We start from the raw sequence: 17012 nt of genomic DNA on the forward strand, positions 1-17012 counted from the left end.
TCAACGCCCACAAGGCAGGCACCATCAAGGGCCTGACCGCCGAAGTCGGCGCCTCCCTCACCTCCGGCGCCCCCATCTGCGAGATCAAGGACTGATCCCACCTCCCCAGGACGCCCGCTGCCCCACCCGCCCGGCGCAGCGGGCGTCCGGCGTTTTCCCGGGCAGGAGGTCGCGGAGCGCCTCGCGTGAGCTTCCACGGGCCTTCACCGCGTGGCAGCTTCACCGCGTGGCGGTTCGGGCAGAGGGCCACCATCCGGCCGGGGTGGTCACGGCCGCCCTGGGCGAGGTCCAGGCCGTGGTCGATCTCCGGTATCGGCTCTTGGCGGCCCGTCACGTCCGCGGGCCGGCCCGGGCACTTCGGGTTCTCCCAGCGGCCCCGGCTGCGCCGGAGGGCCAGGCAGCGGGCGGCGCGGGAGCGTCGGGGGCGGTGTGCGCCGCGGGTGTGCGCCGCGGGTGTGCGCCTTCTGCTCCTCCGCGAGCCCGCGGCCGCGCTCGTACTCCGTCGCGGTGATGAGCCGGCGCTCCGGCCGCCCCGATGGCCGTGCCTCCCCGGCGGCCGCGCCCTCCGCGCCCGCCAGACCGCCGTCGTCGAGGAGCGGGCGGGGTCGAGGCCGTCGAAGAACGTGCCGATCAACTCGTCCAGCCCGCCGAGCCGGGTCGCGGTGGAGCCCCACGGCAGCGGCGCAGCCGCGTGTCTCCGTGTGCCGTGGGCACCTCCCCGGGACGGTCGGGCAGGGCCCGCACGCCGTCCCGGCACCGGCAGGCCACGGGGTAGTGGGGCCGCGGGCGCTCTCCGTGCCGCGCGTGGCGCCGCGGCAGGTCCGACAGCGCCTGCTCGGTCTGGCGTCCGGGACAGCAGCCGGGGCTCGCCGCGCCCGGGCGCGGCCCATGGCCCACAGCAGCACGATGGGCGTGTGGGGGGCGGCCGGAGGAACGGTTCACCGTCGGTCCGTCAGGCGCCGCACCAGCTCGTCCTCGGGCAGGGCGCCGGCGGAGGACGCCCGCACCACCGTGAAGCCGAGGCCCATGAGGACGGCCACCGCGGGCGGGGCGCCACCCGAGAACTCGCTTGCGGCGAAGGGCCGTTGCCCGGGCAGCTGCCCGTGCGCCGCTCCGGCGATCGCCATGCGGGGACTGCACGCCGCGGCACTGACAACCCGGGGGGTCCTCCTGAGGGAACGGCCCGAGGACTACCGCCGCCGCAGGTCGGCGACGCGTCCGCGCTCCGCTCCCGTCGGTTCGCCCAGGCTCGTGCCCGAGCGGAGTGCCACGTGCCCCCTGCGTGGCCCCGGCAGCGGGGCGCGGCGGGCCGGGGCCTGTTCACCCCCCGGAGCGTTTCCGCTCGCCCCGGCCACGGCGATCTGCACGCCCTGGTCGGCGAGGGCCTGCAACTCGGTCGCGGCGCGGTCGTCGTGGGCCGGGGGCTCGTCGGTGACCAGGCGCGTGATGAGGTCCGTCGGCACGGTCTGGAACATCGTGTCCGTGCCGAGCTTGGTGTGGTCGGCGAGGACCACGACCTCGGCGGCGGCCTGCACCAGGGCCCGGTCGACGGACGCCGAGAGCATGTTGGAGGTGGACAGGCCGCGTTCGGCGGTCAGGCCGCTCCCGGACAGGAAGGCCTTGGAGACTCTCAGTCCCTGGAGGGACTGTTCGGCGCCGGAGCCGACGAGGGCGTAGTTGGAGCCGCGCAGGGTGCCGCCGGTCATCACGACCTCCACCCGGTTGGCATGGGCCAACGCCTGGGCGACCAGCAGGGAGTTGGTGACCACCGTCAGCCCGGGCACCCGGGCGAGCCGGCGGGCCAGCTCCTGCGTGGTCGTACCGGCCCCGACGACGATGGCCTCGCCTTCTTCGACGAGGCCCGCCGCGAGGTCGGCGATGGCCGTCTTCTCGGCGGTCGCGAGATGGGACTTCTGCGGGAAGCCCGACTCCCGCGTGAAGCCACCCGGCAGTACCGCACCGCCGTGCCGGCGGTCGAGGAGTCCTTCTGCCTCCAGTGCCCGCACGTCCCGCCGTACGGTCACTTCGGAGGTCTGGACGACGCGGGCGAGTTCACGGAGCGACACCGCACCGTTCGCTCGCACCATTTCGAGGATCAATTGGCGACGTTCAGCAGCGAACACGAAACTGACAGTAACCCCAGCGACCGTCTGCTTTCAGCAGTTTGCGCCGAATAACAGAAGTTGTTCGCATGCCGGGGTGGGAAGTGGTATAGGGCCCGCCCACCCCGACTATGCCGCGCGCACATCCGGCAAACCCCCGTGACCAGGGGGAAGTCCGGATGCGCCGTCAGGCCTCCGCGCTCGCCTTGCGGGTGTGGAGCTGCCTGGCGACCTCGGCGATCGACCCCGAAAGGGAGGGGTACACCGTGAACGCGTTCGCGATCTGTTCGACCGTCAGATTGTTGTCGACGGCGATCGAGATGGGATGGATCAGTTCCGAGGCGCGCGGCGCCACGACCACGCCGCCGACCACGATGCCCGTGCCCGGCCGGCAGAAGATCTTGACGAAGCCGTCCCGGATGCCCTGCATCTTCGCGCGCGGGTTGCGCAGCAGCGGCAGCTTCACCACCCGCGCGTCGATCTTGCCCGCGTCCACGTCCGCCTGCGAGTAGCCCACGGTCGCGATCTCGGGGTCGGTGAAGACGTTGGAGGAGACCGTCTTCAGGTTCAGCGGGGCCACCGCGTCGCCGAGGAAGTGGTACATGGCGATACGTCCCTGCATGGCCGCGACGGAGGCCAGGGCGAAGACGCCGGTCACGTCGCCGGCCGCGTAGACACCCGGCGCGGTCGTGCGCGACACCTTGTCGGTCCAGATGTGACCGGACTCGCGCAGCTTGACGCCCGCCTCCTCCAGCCCCAGCCCGGCGCTGTTCGGGATGGCGCCCACGGCCATCAGGCAGTGCGTGCCGCTGATGACGCGCCCGTCGGCGAGCGCCACCTCGACCCGGTCGCCGACGCGCTTGGCGGACTGCGCGCGGGAGCGGGCCATGACGTTCATGCCCCGGCGCCGGAAGACGTCCTCCAGCACGGCGGCGGCGTCCGGGTCCTCGCCGGGCAGCACGCGGTCGCGGGACGAGACGAGGGTGACCTTGGACCCCAGGGCCTGGTAGGCGCCGGCGAACTCGGCACCGGTCACACCGGACCCGACCACGATCAGCTCTTCCGGCAGCTCGGTGAGGTCGTAGACCTGGGTCCAGTTCAGGATGCGCTCGCCGTCGGGCCGGGCGTCGGGCAGTTCGCGCGGGTGACCACCGGTGGCGATGAGGACGGCGTCGGCGGTGAGGGTCTCCTCGGTGCCGTCGGCGGCGGTGACGACGACCTTGCGGGACCCGTCGAGGGCCTGCATGCCCTCCAGGCGCCCGCGCCCGCGCATGACCCGGGCGCCGGCGCGCGTGACGGAGGCGGTGATGTCGTGCGACTGGGCGAGGGCCAGCCGCTTCACCCGGCGGTTGACCTTCCCCAGGTCCACCCCCACCACCCGGGCGGCCCGCTCCAGCGGCGGGGTGTCGTCGGCGACGATGATCCCCAGCTCCTCGTAGGAGGAGTCGAAGGTGGTCATCACCTCCGCCGTAGCGATCAGGGTCTTCGACGGCACGCAGTCGGTCAGCACCGACGCTCCGCCCAGACCGTCGCAGTCGACGACGGTCACCTCCGCGCCGAGCTGAGCGGCCACCAGCGCCGCTTCGTATCCGCCGGGTCCGCCACCGATGATCACGATCCGAGTCACGTACTCCATTGTCCCGCACGCTTCAAGGTGCCACTGCCCGGGGGCGCACGCACGTGCCTCCCGGCGTCCTACGGGGCTGGAGTGACGGGACTTCCCCGAGCGGCGCCCTGCCGTACCCTCTCCCCATGTCGCTCTATGCCGCGTACGCCGGCAACCTCGACGCACGGCTGATGTCCCGTCGCGCCCCGCACTCCCCACTGCGCGCCACCGGCTGGCTGAACGGCTGGCGGCTGACGTTCGGCGGCGAGCAGCTGGGCTGGGAGGGCGCGCTCGCCACGATCGTCGAGGACCCGCTGGCCCAGGTCTTCGTCGGCCTGTACGACATCGCGCCCCTGGACGAGGAGTCCCTCGACCGGTGGGAGGGTGTCGGCCTCGGCATATACCGCCGCGTACGCGTGCGCGTGCACACGCTGGACGGCGAGGAGCCGGCCTGGACGTACGTCCTGGACGGCTACGAGGGCGGCCTGCCGTCGGCCCGGTACCTCGGGGAGATCGCCGACGCGGCCGAGTCCGCGGGGGCGCCACACGATTACGTGATGGAGCTGCGCAAGCGGCCGTGCTGACCCGGGAGCGGCTCCTAGACTCGGGACACCGTCGTACCAACGGGAGAACGCATGGCCCCCACCACCTATGACGTCTACTACACGGTGCAGGCCGCGGAGGCCCGCGACCGGCTCGACGACCGGCAGCGCACCGCCTTCGACAAGGGCATCGCCCTGCTGGCCCGCGACCCCTTCCTGCCGGTGTCACGGCCCATAGGGTCCACCGGCGACGACCGTACGATCCGCCTCACCCAGAACATCCTGGTGGAGTACACCGTCAGCCGCGGCCGTCTGCTGATCTTCATCGTCGAGGTCTTCAACGACAAGGACGTCCTCATCACCGAGGAGTGACGCCGAGGCGCTCACGCCCCCTTGTCGGAAACGACAAGACAACGATCCCGATCCCGTGACGTCTGTCATCTACGCGCGTAGGCGAAGACGAGCTACCCTCGTCGGCGTGAACGCATCTCTTCTTCCGGACGACATCCAGGGCGACCCGTACGCCGCCGCCGACGCCGCCGCCGCGCGCCTGCGCGAACTGACCGGCGCCGAGACCCACGACGTCGCCCTCGTGATGGGCTCCGGCTGGGCCCCGGCCGTCGACGCCCTGGGCGCCCCCGACGCCGAGTTCCAGGTCACCGAGCTGCCCGGCTTCCCGCCGCCGGCCGTCGCCGGGCACGGCGGCAAGGTCCGCTCGTACGCCTTCGGTGACAAGCGCGCGCTGGTCTTCCTGGGCCGCACGCACTACTACGAGGGCCGTGGCGTCGCCGCCGTCGCCCACGGTGTGCGCACCGCGGTGGCCGCCGGCTGCAAGACCGTGGTCCTCACCAACGGCTGCGGCGGGCTGCGCGAGGGCATGCGCCCCGGCCAGCCGGTCCTGATCAGCGACCACATCAACCTGACGGCGACCTCCCCGATCGTCGGCGCGAACTTCGTCGACCTCACCGACCTGTACTCCCCCCGCCTGCGCGCCCTGTGCAAGGAGATCGACCCCTCCCTGGAGGAGGGCGTCTACGCGCAGTTCCCCGGCCCGCACTACGAGACCCCGGCCGAGATCCGCATGGCCCGCGTCATCGGCGCGGACCTGGTCGGCATGTCCACGGTCCTGGAGGCCATCGCCGCCCGCGAGGCCGGCGCCGAGGTGCTGGGCATCTCCCTGGTCACCAACCTGGCCGCCGGCATGACCGGCGAACCCCTCAACCACGAGGAGGTCCTCCAGGCGGGCCGCGACTCCGCGGCGCGGATGGGCGAGCTGCTGGCGCGGGTGCTGGGCAAGCTGTAAGCGGACCGCAGGCGCTGCGGCGGCGGTAGACAACGAGAGGTTGATCCCAAGGTGCACGACGATCTCATCAGCAGGGCCAAGGCCTGGCTCGCCGAGGACCCCGACCAGGAGACGCGCGACGAACTGGCCAAGCTGATCGACTCCGGTGACGTGACCGAACTGGCCGCCCGCTTCGGCGGCACCCTCCAGTTCGGCACCGCGGGCCTGCGCGGCGAACTCGGCGCCGGCCCGATGCGCATGAACCGCGCCGTCGTCATCCGCGCCGCCGCGGGTCTCGCCGCGTACCTGAAGAAGAACGGGACCCCGCACGGGGACGAGCGGGCCGGCCTCGTCGTCATCGGCTACGACGCCCGCCACAAGTCCGCCGACTTCGCCCGGGACACGGCCGCCGTGATGACCGGTGCCGGGCTGCGCGCGGCGGTCCTGCCCCGCCCCCTGCCCACCCCGGTCCTCGCCTTCGCCATACGGCACCTCGGCGCGGTCGCGGGCGTGGAGGTCACCGCCAGCCACAACCCGCCCCGGGACAACGGCTACAAGGTGTACCTCGGCGACGGCTCCCAGATCGTGCCGCCCGCCGACGCGGGGATCGCGGCCGAGATCGACGCGATCGCCTCGCTGCACGACGTACCGCGTCCGGAGTCCGGCTGGCAGACCCTGGACGACTCGGTCCTGCAGGCCTACCTGGCCCGCACGGACGCCGTCCTCGCCCCCGGCTCCCCGCGCACCGCCCGCACGGTCTACACGGCGATGCACGGCGTCGGCAGGGATGTCCTGCTCGCCGCGTTCGCCCGCGCCGGCTTCCCCGCCCCGGAGCTGGTCGCCGAGCAGGCGGAGCCCGACCCCGACTTCCCCACGGTCGCCTTCCCGAACCCGGAGGAGCCGGGCGCGATGGACCTGGCGTTCGCCCGGGCCCGTGCGACCGGCCCCGACCTGGTGCTCGCCAACGACCCCGACGCCGACCGCTGCGCGGTGGCCGTCAAGGACGGCGCCGACTGGCGCATGCTGCGCGGCGACGAGGTGGGCGCGCTGCTCGCCGCCCACCTGGTGCGCCGCGGCGCGACCGGCGTGTTCGCCGAGTCGATCGTCTCCTCCTCCCTCCTCGGCCGGATCGCCGAGAAGGCGGACCTCCCCTACGCGCAGACCCTGACCGGCTTCAAGTGGATCGCCCGGGTGGACGGCCTGCGCTACGGCTACGAGGAGGCCCTCGGCTACTGCGTGGACCCCGAGGGCGTGCGGGACAAGGACGGCATCACGGCGGCCCTGCTCGTCACCGAGCTGGCGTCCGTGCTGAAGGAGGAGGGCCGCACCCTCCTCGACCTCCTCGACGACCTCGCCGTGGAGCACGGTCTGCACGCCACCGACCAGCTCTCGGTCCGCGTCCAGGACCTCTCCCTGATCGCGGACGCGATGCGCCGCCTGCGCGAGCGGCCGCCGACCGAGCTGGCCGGCCTGGCGGTCACGCGGGCCGAGGACCTGACCCGGGGCACGGACGACCTCCCGCCCACGGACGGCCTGCGCTACACGCTCGACGGCGCCCGCGTGATCGTCCGCCCGAGCGGCACCGAGCCCAAGCTGAAGTGCTACCTGGAGGTCGTCGTACCGGTCGCGGACCACACCGCCCTGCCGGCCGCGCGCGCCCGCGCGACCGAGCTGCTGACGGCCGTCAAGCGGGACCTGTCGGCGGCCGCCGGCATCTGACCCGCCCAGGACACCGGTACGACGCCGCAGGGCGCCCGTACGACGCCGACGGGGTGCTCCCGGAGAACCGGGGGCACCCCGTCGGCGCACCGGCGCACATGTGCGGCGTCAGCCCGTCGCCAGCAGGATCGCCAGGAGGACCGCGCCCGCCAGCGCCGGTGCAAGCACCTCGTACGCCCAGCGCACGGTGATCTCTCCTTGCGCCGGCTCGGCCTCGCCACGCCGTTCCAGCAGTTCGCGCAGGTCGTCCATGGCCTGGTCGGTCTCGGGCCGGGTCGGGCCGGCCGGGGCCTGGGCGCCACCGGCGCCGCCGAAGCCGCCGAGGCCCCGGCGGGCGGGCGCACCGCCGCGGGCCGCGTCCGCCGCCACCCGCGCCTTGCGCACCTCCGCCTTCTTGCGGGCGCGCAGCGAGACGGGCAGCGCCCACAGCTGGTACTTGCCGCCCGCCTTGACCACGGCCTCGTTGGAGTAGCTGGAGCGCAAGGAGGCGATCTCGCCCCAGGGCAGGCTGATCACGCGGAACGGGTTGCGGATCCGCAGCCGGTCCTCGCCCGCGAAGACGGCCGGGCGCAGGGTGAAGGCGATCACCAGCGGCACCACGAGGATCATCCCGGCGAGCGCCAGCCACGGCGCACGGCCATGGCCCCGGACCAGGGCGTCGAAGCCCAGCCAGAGGATGACGGCGAGCAGCAGCACACCGCCCGCGAGCGCCATGGGCGAGCGGTAGATCCGGTCCTTCACGACGGGCGTCGCGGGTGACTGGTGGTCCGGGGTCGTCATGCTGCCGATTCTGCATGACGCCAGCGCCCGTGCCCCACGCACCCCGGCACCGGTGCTCATCCGTGACCCACGAGCAGGAGATGAGCAGCCGACGGCATCCCGGGGGTTTACGTCCGCTACGCGCGTAGATATGCTCGTCTGGTGACCATGCCCACTACTGCTCCCCCAGCACACGCGCTCGCCGACGTCACCGCGTCAGACAGCACGCTGCGCCGCTTCCTGCACGGGCTGCCCGGCGTCGACGCGGTCGGCCTGGAGGCGCGGGCCGCGTCTCTCGGCACCCGTTCCATCAAGACCACCGCGAAGGCGTACGCCATCGACCTCGCCATCTCGATGGTCGACCTGACGACGCTGGAAGGCGCGGACACCCCGGGCAAGGTCCGGGCGCTCGGCGCCAAGGCGGTCCATCCCGACCCCACGGACCGGACGACCCCGACCACGGCGGCCGTCTGCGTCTACCCCGACATGGTGGCCGTCGCCAAGGAGGCCGTCGCCGGTTCCGGCGTCAAGGTCGCCTCCGTCGCCACCGCCTTCCCGGCCGGCCGCGCCGCGCTCGACGTGAAGCTGGCCGACGTCCGCGAGGCCGTCGCCGCGGGCGCGGACGAGATCGACATGGTCATCGACCGGGGCGCGTTCCTCGCCGGCGAGTACCTGAAGGTCTACGACGAGATCGTCGCCGTGAAGCAGGCCTGCGGCCAGGCCGCCCGGCTGAAGGTCATCTTCGAGACCGGCGAGCTGTCGACGTACGACAACATCCGCCGGGCCTCCTGGCTGGGCATGCTGGCGGGCGCCGACTTCATCAAGACCTCGACGGGCAAGGTCGCCGTCAACGCCACGCCCGCCAACACCCTGCTGATGCTTCAGGCCGTACGGGACTTCCGTGCGCAGACCGGCATCCAGGTCGGCGTGAAGCCGGCCGGCGGCATCCGCACCTCCAAGGACGCCATCAAGTTCCTGGTCCTGGTCAACGAGACCGCGGGCGAGGACTGGCTGGACAACCACTGGTTCCGCTTCGGCGCCTCCTCGCTCCTGAACGACCTGCTGATGCAGCGTCAGAAGCTGGCCACCGGCCGCTACTCCGGCCCCGACTACGTGACGGTGGACTGATCCCCATGGCATCCGCATTCGAGTACGCACCCGCGCCCGAGTCCCGCTCGGTCGTCGACATCGCCCCCTCCTACGGCCTGTTCATCGACGGCGAGTTCGGCGAGGCGGCCGACGGCAAGGTCTTCAAGACGGTCAGCCCCAGCACGGAAGAGGTGCTGTCCGAGGTCGCCCAGGCCGGTGAGGCGGACGTCGACCGCGCGGTCAGGGCCGCCCGCAAGGCGTTCGAGAAGTGGTCGGCGCTGCCCGGCTCCGAGCGCGCCAAGTACCTGTTCCGCATCGCCCGGATCATCCAGGAGCGCAGCCGTGAGCTGGCCGTCCTGGAGACGCTGGACAACGGCAAGCCGATCAAGGAGACGAGGGACGCCGACCTCCCGCTGGTGGCGGCCCACTTCTTCTACTACGCGGGCTGGGCCGACAAGCTCGGCCACGCCGGCTTCGGCCCGGACCCGCGCCCGCTGGGCGTCGCGGGCCAGGTCATCCCCTGGAACTTCCCGCTGCTGATGCTGGCGTGGAAGATCGCCCCGGCCCTGGCGACCGGCAACACCGTCGTCCTCAAGCCGGCCGAGACGACCCCCCTGTCCGCCCTGTTCTTCGCGGACATCTGCCGCCAGGCGGGTCTGCCCAAGGGCGTCGTCAACATCCTTCCGGGGTACGGCGACGCGGGCGCCGCGCTCGTCGCGCACCCGGACGTGAACAAGGTCGCCTTCACGGGTTCGACGGCGGTCGGCAAGGAGATCGCGCGCACGGTCGCGGGCACGAGCAAGAAGCTCACGCTCGAACTGGGCGGCAAGGGCGCCAACATCGTCTTCGACGACGCCCCCGTCGACCAGGCCGTCGAGGGCATCGTGACCGGCATCTTCTTCAACCAGGGCCAGGTCTGCTGCGCGGGCTCCCGCCTCCTCGTCCAGGAATCGGTCCAGGACGAGCTGCTGGACGCCCTGAAGCGCCGCCTGTCCACCCTGCGCCTCGGCGACCCGCTGGACAAGAACACCGACATCGGTGCGATCAACTCCGCCGAGCAGCTGGCCCGGATCACCGCGCTCGCCGAGCGGGGCGAGGCGGAGGGCGCCGAGCGCTGGTCCCCGGCCTGCGAACTGCCGACGTCCGGCTACTGGTTCGCCCCGACCCTCTTCACGAACGTCACCCAGGCGCACACCATCGCCCGTGACGAGATCTTCGGCCCGGTGCTGTCGGTCCTGACCTTCCGCACCCCGGACGAGGCGGTCGCCAAGGCCAACAACACGCAGTACGGCCTGTCCGCGGGCATCTGGACCGAGAAGGGCTCGCGGATCCTGGCGGTGGCGGGCAAGCTCCGCGCGGGCGTGATCTGGTCCAACACCTTCAACAAGTTCGACCCGACCTCGCCGTTCGGCGGCTACAAGGAGTCGGGCTTCGGCCGCGAGGGCGGCCGCCACGGCCTGGAGGCATACCTCGATGTCTGATCGCCTGTCTGTCTTCAAGACCTACAAGCTGTACGTCGGCGGGAAGTTCCCGCGTTCCGAGAGCGGCCGGGTGTACGAGGTGACGGACTCGAAGGGCAACTGGCTGGCCAACGCTCCGCAGTCCAGCCGCAAGGACGCCCGGGACGCGGTCGTGGCCGCGCGCAAGGCGTTCGGCGGCTGGTCGGGCGCGACGGCGTACAACCGCGGTCAGGTGCTGTACCGCGTCGCGGAGATGCTGGAGGGCCGCCGCGAGCAGTTCGTGCGCGAGGTCGCCGACGCCGAGGGCCTGTCGAAGTCGAAGGCGGCCGCGGTCGTGGACGCGACGGTCGACCGCTGGGTCTGGTACGCCGGATGGACCGACAAGATCGCCCAGGTGACCGGCGGCGCGAACCCGGTCGCGGGCCCCTTCTTCAACCTCTCCTCGCCGGAGCCGACGGGCGTGGTCGCCGTCGTGGCCCCGCAGGAGTCGTCGTTCCTGGGCCTCGTGTCGGTGCTCGCCCCGGTGATCGCCACCGGCAACACGGCGGTCGTCGTGGCGTCCGAGAAGTCCCCGCTCCCCGCCCTCTGTCTGGGCGAGGTCCTGGCCACCTCCGACGTCCCGGGCGGTGTCGTCAACGTCCTGTCCGGACGTACGGCGGAGCTGGCGGCCCCGCTGGCCGCGCACCAGGACGTCAACGCGATCGACCTCGCGGGCGCCGACGAGGAGCTGGCCAAGGAGCTGGAGATCGCGGCGGCCGACAATCTGAAGCGCGTCCTGCGTCCACAGGCTGTGGATTACTTCGAGACGCCGGGGACCGAGCGGATGACGGCGTTCCTGGAGACGAAGACGGTGTGGCATCCGACGGGATCGCTGGGCGCGTCGGGGTCGTCGTACTGACGCCCCACCGACCAGGAGCCGCGCCGCCCTCCGTCCGGGGCGGCGCGGCTCCTTCATCGCACGCAAGTGCAACGTAGCGCAACCGTGGCGCATGGTTGAGATCGCCATCAGCGCCGCCCGCTCCCAGCTCGGCGACCTGGTCCGCCGCGCCGCCCGCGGCCGCGAGACCATCGCCCTCGCCGACCACGGCCACGTCGCCGCCCTGTCTTGGTCCTGGCCCGTGATCCTCGCCCTGTGGGGTCGGCTGCGTACGGCTCACCTGATCTCCCTCGCCTGCGCATCGGTGACTACCGCGTTCTGTACGTCATCGACAGCGAGGTGGTTCACATCCCCGACCTCAGTAACCGAGCGCACCCAACGCCTGCCCCACCCCCGGCACCTCTCCCGCCGACCGCGCCTCCGCCACCGGGGCCGTCAGCATCCGCGTGCCGACGGGCTTGAAGTCGGCGACCTGGGTGCCCACGCCGTTGTCCAGGGGGTCGACGCCCGTGCCGGCCAGCGGGTTGGGCTTGAGGCCCGCGACCGGGCCGGTGACGTGGCCGACGGTTCCCGTCAGGACCGTCAGGCCCGCCTGCGGGTCGATCCCGCCGAGGGACGCCGGGCGCCACGGCACATCACGGAACCGGGGGGCCGCATCCGCGTGCGCCGTGGCGGCGCCGGCGCCCAGGGCCGCTCCTGCGGTCGCGAGGGCGATCAGGGCGCGCTGCGCGACGGGATGGTGGGGGGAGGTCTGTCGGGGCATCACTGGGGCCGCCTTCCGGTGCGCACGGTAACAATGTCGGCACACAGGGTAGTTGAGGCGCGAGTCACGCCCAAAAGCCGGACCGCGGGGTCGGCAGGCGGGCCCCCATGCGTCAAACTGGTGTTCCGTGAGCATTCATCCCCCGTCCCCCGCCCGCGTCGTGCTGCTGTGCGGCCCCTCGGGCTCGGGCAAGTCACTCGTCGCCGCCCGTTCCGGGCTCCCCGTGCTGCGTCTCGACGACTTCTACAAGGAGGGTGACGACCCGACTCTGCCCTTGGTGGAGGGGAGTTCGGACATCGACTGGGACCATCCGGAGTCCTGGGACGCGGACGTCGCGGTCGAGGCCATCACCAGGCTGTGCGCCACGGGTTCGACGCCGGTGCCGGTGTACGACATCGCGCTGAGCGCCCGCACCGGCGAGGAGACACTCCACATCGGCCGTACCCCGCTGTTCATCGCGGAGGGCATCTTCGCCGCGGAGATCGTCGAGCGCTGCCGGGAGCTGGGCGTGCTCGCGGACGCGCTGTGCCTGAGCCGCGGCCCGGTCACCACCTTCCGCCGCCGCTTCGTGCGGGATCTGAGGGAGGGCCGCAAGTCGGTGCCGTTCCTGTTGCGCCGCGGCTGGCGGCTGATGCGCGCGGAGCGGACGATCATCACCCGCCAGGTCTCGCTCGGCGCGTACCCCTGTGATCGCGACGAGGCGCTCGGGAGGCTCGCCGACGCGGCGGCGGGGCGCCAGGCACGGCAGCAGACGGCGGCGTAACGGCCGTACCCCCGCGGGCGAACGCGAAAAAGCGGGACTGGACAGGCCCCCCGGCCCTCCAGTCCCGCTTCTCGTGCTCCCCCGTGTTTCCCCCGTTTCCCCTCCCCTGGTTCCCCCGTGTCCCCCCTCGGGTCACCCCCCCGGTGACCCCTGACCTTCAGGCGACCAGTTCGCCGAAGGCGTTCTCCTCGTCACGGCCGAAGCTGAGGACCTCGTCCTCGCGCAGCCGGCGCAGCGAGCGCCAGATGCTGGACTTCACCGTGCCGACGCTGATGTTGAGGATGTCCGCGATCTCCGGGTCCGTACGGCCCTCGTAGTAGCGCAGGACCAGCATGGTGCGCTGGAGTTCGGGCAGCCGGGCCAGCGCCTGCCACAGGACCGCGCGCAGTTCGGTGCCGCGCATCGCGTCCGTGTCGGAGGGCGTCTCCGGCAGTTCCTCGGTCGGGTACTCGTTGAGCTTGCGCCGCCGCCAGGCGCTGATGTGCAGGTTCGTCATGGTGCGACGGAGGTAGCCGCCGACGGCCGCCTTGTCGCTGATCCGGTCCCACGCCTTGTACGTCGAGAACAGCGCGCTCTGCAGCAGGTCCTCGGCCTCGAAGCGGTCGCCGGTCAGGTGGTAGGCGGTGGCGTACAGGGAGGCGCGGCGCTCCTGGACGTAGGCGGTGAACTCCGCCTCCGTCAGCGAGCGGCGCTCCCCCGAGTCCTCCTTGTACGCGGCTCCCCCGTGAGCCCCTGTGTCGACCACCGACATGTACGCCGGGTGCTGACGCCCGGTGCCGCGAGCGCACCCCCGCCCGCTCACGGCACCGGACTTCTCGGAACCGGACCGGTGCATGTGCACGTCGTGCAGACGCGTGACCACTGCGCTGGTGCTGATGCTGTGCAGCGTGTTCATCTCGCGCTCCCCGTCGTGGACGTCCGGTGGTTCGGTCTTGCCGGACCGGCTCGGCGGATGGCCGTCCGGTCCGTGACGAAAACTCTGCCGGGGCCAGTTCATGGCCGTGTCCGCCGACTGTCACAGACCTGTCACAGGGGTCCCCCTCAGGGACCTCACAGAACGTGCACATGTCGTGGCGGTAAGGAGGGGCTGGTGCGGGCAGGTGGGAGGACCGCGGGTCCATGGGCCAGAATGAGCCCGTGCCTTCCCTGTTGCTGATCGAGGACGACGACGCCATCCGTACGGCCCTGGAGCTCTCCCTGACGCGCCAGGGACACCGGGTGGCGACCGCTGCCAGCGGTGAGGACGGTCTGAAGCTGCTGCGTGAGCAGCGGCCCGACCTCATCGTGCTGGACGTGATGCTGCCCGGCATCGACGGCTTCGAGGTGTGCCGCCGCATCCGGCGCACCGACCAGCTGCCGATCATCCTGCTGACCGCGCGCAGCGACGACATCGACGTGGTGGTCGGGCTGGAGTCCGGCGCCGACGACTACGTCGTCAAGCCCGTCCAGGGCCGGGTGCTGGACGCCCGGATCCGGGCCGTGCTGCGGCGCGGGGAGCGCGAGTCGAGCGACTCGGCGACCTTCGGCAACCTCGTCATCGACCGTTCGGCGATGACCGTGACGAAGAACGGCGAGGACCTGCAGCTGACCCCGACCGAACTGCGGCTGCTGCTGGAGCTGAGCCGGCGGCCCGGTCAGGCGCTGTCCCGCCAGCAGCTGCTGCGGCTGGTGTGGGAGCACGACTACCTCGGTGACTCGCGGCTGGTGGACGCCTGTGTGCAGCGGCTGCGCGCCAAGGTCGAGGACGTGCCGTCGTCCCCGACGCTGATCCGTACCGTCCGTGGTGTCGGCTACCGCCTGGACGCTCCTCAGTGACCGACACGCACGGGGGGCTGCGCGGCTGGGCCGCGGGGCGTACGAGGAGTCTGGCGCGGCTGCGGTTCACCAGTCTGCGGCTGCGGCTGGTGGTGGTCTTCGGGCTGGTGGCGCTGACGGCCGCCGTGTCGGCGTCCGGGATCGCGTACTGGCTGAACCGGGAGGCGGTGCTCACCCGCGCCCAGGACGCGGTGCTGCGCGACTTCCGCCAGGAGATGCAGAACCGCGCGGGCGCGCTGCCCTCGCACCCCACGCAGGACCAGCTCCAGCGCACCGCCGGGCAGATGGCGGCCAGCAGCCAGGGCTTCAGCGTGCTGCTGGTCGGCCAGGACACGCGCGGCAAGACGGTGTACGGCAACTCGGGCGGGATCAACGGCTTCTCGCTCGAGGACGTGCCCGCCTCGCTGCGGGCCGCGGTGGACAAGCAGCAGAAGGTGACCGACGCCAACAAGCAGGCGTACCACCTGTACTGGCAGCGGATCGTGAACCACGGCACGCCGTACCTGGTGGCCGGTACGAGGGTGATCGGCGGCGGTCCGACCGGCTACATGGCGAAGTCGCTGGAGCCGGAGGCCAAGGACCTCAACTCGCTGGCCTGGTCGCTCGGTATCGCCACGGGTCTCGCGCTGATCGGTGCCGCGCTGCTCGCGCAGGCCGCCGCCACGACCGTGCTGAAGCCGGTGCACCGGCTGGGGGTCGCCGCCCGGCGGCTCGGCGAGGGCAAGCTGGACACCCGGCTGCGGGTCTCCGGCACCGACGAACTCGCCGATCTGTCGAGGACGTTCAACAACGCGGCCGAGGCCCTGGAGAAGCGGGTCTCGGAGATGGCCGCCCGGGACGAGGCCTCGCGCCGGTTCGTCGCCGACATGAGCCACGAGCTGCGTACGCCGCTCACCGCCATCACCGCCGTGACGGAGATCCTGGAGGAGGAGCTGGAGGCGGAGTCGGGCAGCGTCGACCCGATGATCGAGCCGGCGGTGCGGCTGGTCGTCAGCGAGACGCGGCGCCTGAACGACCTGGTCGAGAACCTGATGGAGGTCACCCGCTTCGACGCGGGCACCGCCCGCCTCGTCCTGGACGACGTGGACGTCGCCGACCAGATCACCGCCTGCATCGACGCGCGCGCCTGGCTGGACGCCGTCGAGCTGGACGCCGAGCGCGGCATCCACGCCCGGCTCGATCCCCGCCGGCTGGACGTCGTCCTCGCCAACCTGATCGGCAACGCGCTCAAGCACGGCGGCTCGCCGGTGCGGGTGTCGGTGCGCGAGGCGGACGACGAGGTGGTCATCGCGGTGCGTGACCACGGGCCGGGCATTCCCGAGGACGTCCTGCCGCACGTCTTCGACCGCTTCTACAAGGCGAGCGCCTCCCGGCCGCGCTCGGAGGGAAGCGGACTGGGCCTGTCCATCGCCATGGAGAACGCCCACATCCACGGTGGCGAGATCACCGCCGCCAACTCCCCGGAGGGCGGCGCGGTGTTCACGCTGCGGCTGCCCCGGGACGCCTCACGGCTGACGGAGGAGCCGGACGAGGGCACGAAGGACACCGCAAGCGACAGGAGCGACGACGACAGCTCGGGAAGGGAGGGGTCATGACCGTACGTCACCGGGCCGCACGCCGCCTGCTGGCGCTGCCCCTCCTGGGCCTGGCGCTCTCCGGCTGCGGCATCCGGGCCACCCAGGTGCCGACCGACTTCGGGGCGGCGCCCTCCCGGGTGCCGTGCTCACTGGCCGGGCCGGACCTCGCCGCGCAGTCCTCGCGGGGCGTGCCCGTGCAGGTCTTCCTGCTGTGCGGGGCGTCGCTGGTGACGGTCGACCGCACCGTCGGCGTCCCCGACGGCACCCCGGACGCCCGGCGCCGGGTGATCGTGGCCCAGGGCCTGCTGGACCAGCTGGCGGCGTCGCCCTCCGCCCCCGAGCGCTCCGCGGGCTACACGACCTACGTGCCGGGCGGTCTCGGCGTCCTCGGCCCCGGCCCGCGGGACCCGGAGGACATGCTCCGCCTGAGCACGCCCCCCTCGCACCTGACGTCGTACGCCCTCGCCCAGCTGGTGTGCACGCTGTCCGACTCGGCGGCCACGGAGGGCGACGGCTCGGTCATCCTCGCCGGCCCCGCCCCCGACGCCCCCCGCCGCTACTCCTGCACGGACGACGTCCGAGGCCGCCCGGGGAACAGCCCGCCGCCGTCGAGCGCGGTGCCGGAGCGGTAGGCGAGCGGGGCCGGCGGAACCGATCG

The 17012-nt window shown here is 72.4% G+C and carries 17 protein-coding genes; 11 read left to right on the forward strand and 6 right to left on the reverse strand.

Annotated elements, in window-relative coordinates:
- Nucleotides 1-938: 938 nt before the first annotated feature.
- The 3 genes from ACZ60X_RS28655 to ACZ60X_RS28665 all read right to left on the reverse strand — a co-directional run bounded on the left by ACZ60X_RS28655 (nt 939) and on the right by ACZ60X_RS28665 (nt 3738).
- Complete coding sequence (locus ACZ60X_RS28655) at nt 939-1127, reverse strand: ScoMcrA-related endonuclease (RefSeq protein WP_469604364.1); 189 nt, start codon at nt 1125-1127, stop codon at nt 939-941.
- A gap of 63 nt (nt 1128-1190) precedes the next feature.
- Nucleotides 1191-2123, reverse strand: coding sequence for a DeoR/GlpR family DNA-binding transcription regulator (locus ACZ60X_RS28660; RefSeq protein WP_469604366.1), 933 nt, complete (start codon nt 2121-2123; stop codon nt 1191-1193).
- 166 nt (nt 2124-2289) lie between these two features.
- A complete protein-coding gene (locus tag ACZ60X_RS28665; protein ID WP_469604369.1) occupies nt 2290-3738 on the reverse strand; it encodes an NAD(P)H-quinone dehydrogenase in 1449 nt (482 codons plus the stop codon).
- A gap of 116 nt (nt 3739-3854) precedes the next feature.
- Here ACZ60X_RS28665 and ACZ60X_RS28670 point away from each other — a divergent pair, with 116 nt between their 5' ends.
- The 4 genes from ACZ60X_RS28670 to ACZ60X_RS28685 all read left to right on the forward strand — a co-directional run bounded on the left by ACZ60X_RS28670 (nt 3855) and on the right by ACZ60X_RS28685 (nt 7251).
- Nucleotides 3855-4292 carry a gamma-glutamylcyclotransferase family protein gene (locus tag ACZ60X_RS28670; RefSeq protein ID WP_469604372.1) on the forward strand — a complete coding sequence of 146 codons (438 nt, stop codon included), beginning with the start codon at nt 3855-3857 and terminating at the stop codon, nt 4290-4292.
- Nucleotides 4293-4343: 51 nt separating this feature from the next.
- Nucleotides 4344-4622 (forward strand): type II toxin-antitoxin system RelE family toxin, encoded by a 279-nt coding sequence (locus ACZ60X_RS28675; RefSeq protein ID WP_469604376.1) that lies wholly within the window; start codon nt 4344-4346, stop codon nt 4620-4622.
- A 106-nt stretch (nt 4623-4728) separates the two neighbouring features.
- Nucleotides 4729-5553 carry a purine-nucleoside phosphorylase gene (locus ACZ60X_RS28680; protein WP_469604379.1) on the forward strand — a complete coding sequence of 275 codons (825 nt, stop codon included), beginning with the start codon at nt 4729-4731 and terminating at the stop codon, nt 5551-5553.
- Nucleotides 5554-5604: 51 nt separating this feature from the next.
- Nucleotides 5605-7251, forward strand: coding sequence for a phospho-sugar mutase (locus ACZ60X_RS28685; RefSeq protein ID WP_469604382.1), 1647 nt, complete (start codon nt 5605-5607; stop codon nt 7249-7251).
- Between the two features lie 108 nt (nt 7252-7359).
- Here the strand turns inward: ACZ60X_RS28685 and ACZ60X_RS28690 are convergent, their stop codons facing one another.
- Nucleotides 7360-8031, reverse strand: coding sequence for a PH domain-containing protein (locus tag ACZ60X_RS28690; RefSeq protein ID WP_469604385.1), 672 nt, complete (start codon nt 8029-8031; stop codon nt 7360-7362).
- A gap of 147 nt (nt 8032-8178) precedes the next feature.
- On the opposite strand from ACZ60X_RS28690, the gene deoC reads away from it, so the two are divergent.
- Genes deoC through ACZ60X_RS28705 form a run of 3 tightly spaced genes read left to right on the forward strand, consistent with a single transcriptional unit; the run spans nt 8179 to nt 11457 of the window.
- Nucleotides 8179-9138, forward strand: coding sequence for a deoxyribose-phosphate aldolase (gene deoC / locus ACZ60X_RS28695; protein ID WP_469604903.1), 960 nt, complete (start codon nt 8179-8181; stop codon nt 9136-9138).
- Nucleotides 9139-9143: 5 nt separating this feature from the next.
- The gene (locus ACZ60X_RS28700) at nt 9144-10580 is read left to right on the forward strand and encodes an aldehyde dehydrogenase family protein (RefSeq protein ID WP_469604387.1); all 1437 of its coding nucleotides are present in this window, start codon (nt 9144-9146) and stop codon (nt 10578-10580) included.
- Nucleotides 10573-11457 (forward strand): aldehyde dehydrogenase family protein, encoded by an 885-nt coding sequence (locus tag ACZ60X_RS28705; protein ID WP_469604390.1) that lies wholly within the window; start codon nt 10573-10575, stop codon nt 11455-11457. Before ACZ60X_RS28700 ends, ACZ60X_RS28705 begins: the two co-directional genes overlap by 8 nt.
- 337 nt (nt 11458-11794) lie before the next feature.
- Here the strand turns inward: ACZ60X_RS28705 and ACZ60X_RS28710 are convergent, their stop codons facing one another.
- Nucleotides 11795-12199 carry a hypothetical protein gene (locus tag ACZ60X_RS28710; protein WP_469604392.1) on the reverse strand — a complete coding sequence of 135 codons (405 nt, stop codon included), beginning with the start codon at nt 12197-12199 and terminating at the stop codon, nt 11795-11797.
- A gap of 127 nt (nt 12200-12326) precedes the next feature.
- On the opposite strand from ACZ60X_RS28710, the gene ACZ60X_RS28715 reads away from it, so the two are divergent.
- Entirely contained in the window at nt 12327-12962 is a 636-nt protein-coding gene (locus ACZ60X_RS28715; protein WP_469604395.1) for a uridine kinase family protein, read from the forward strand.
- 157 nt (nt 12963-13119) lie between these two features.
- On the opposite strand, the gene ACZ60X_RS28720 is transcribed toward ACZ60X_RS28715, so the two are convergent.
- Entirely contained in the window at nt 13120-13857 is a 738-nt protein-coding gene (locus tag ACZ60X_RS28720; RefSeq protein WP_469604397.1) for a SigE family RNA polymerase sigma factor, read from the reverse strand.
- A gap of 242 nt (nt 13858-14099) precedes the next feature.
- Between ACZ60X_RS28720 and afsQ1 the strand changes: the two genes are divergently transcribed.
- Genes afsQ1 through ACZ60X_RS28735 form a run of 3 tightly spaced genes read left to right on the forward strand, consistent with a single transcriptional unit; the run spans nt 14100 to nt 16986 of the window.
- Nucleotides 14100-14777, forward strand: coding sequence for a two-component system response regulator AfsQ1 (afsQ1, locus tag ACZ60X_RS28725; RefSeq protein WP_106980762.1), 678 nt, complete (start codon nt 14100-14102; stop codon nt 14775-14777).
- A complete protein-coding gene (locus ACZ60X_RS28730) occupies nt 14774-16372 on the forward strand; it encodes an ATP-binding protein (RefSeq protein ID WP_469604401.1) in 1599 nt (532 codons plus the stop codon). Before afsQ1 ends, ACZ60X_RS28730 begins: the two co-directional genes overlap by 4 nt.
- Nucleotides 16369-16986, forward strand: coding sequence for a hypothetical protein (locus tag ACZ60X_RS28735; RefSeq protein ID WP_469604404.1), 618 nt, complete (start codon nt 16369-16371; stop codon nt 16984-16986). The genes ACZ60X_RS28730 and ACZ60X_RS28735 overlap by 4 nt, the downstream gene beginning before the upstream one ends.
- Nucleotides 16987-17012: the final 26 nt, after the last annotated feature.

It is taken from the genome of Streptomyces sp. NPDC104106, assembly GCF_055584345.1.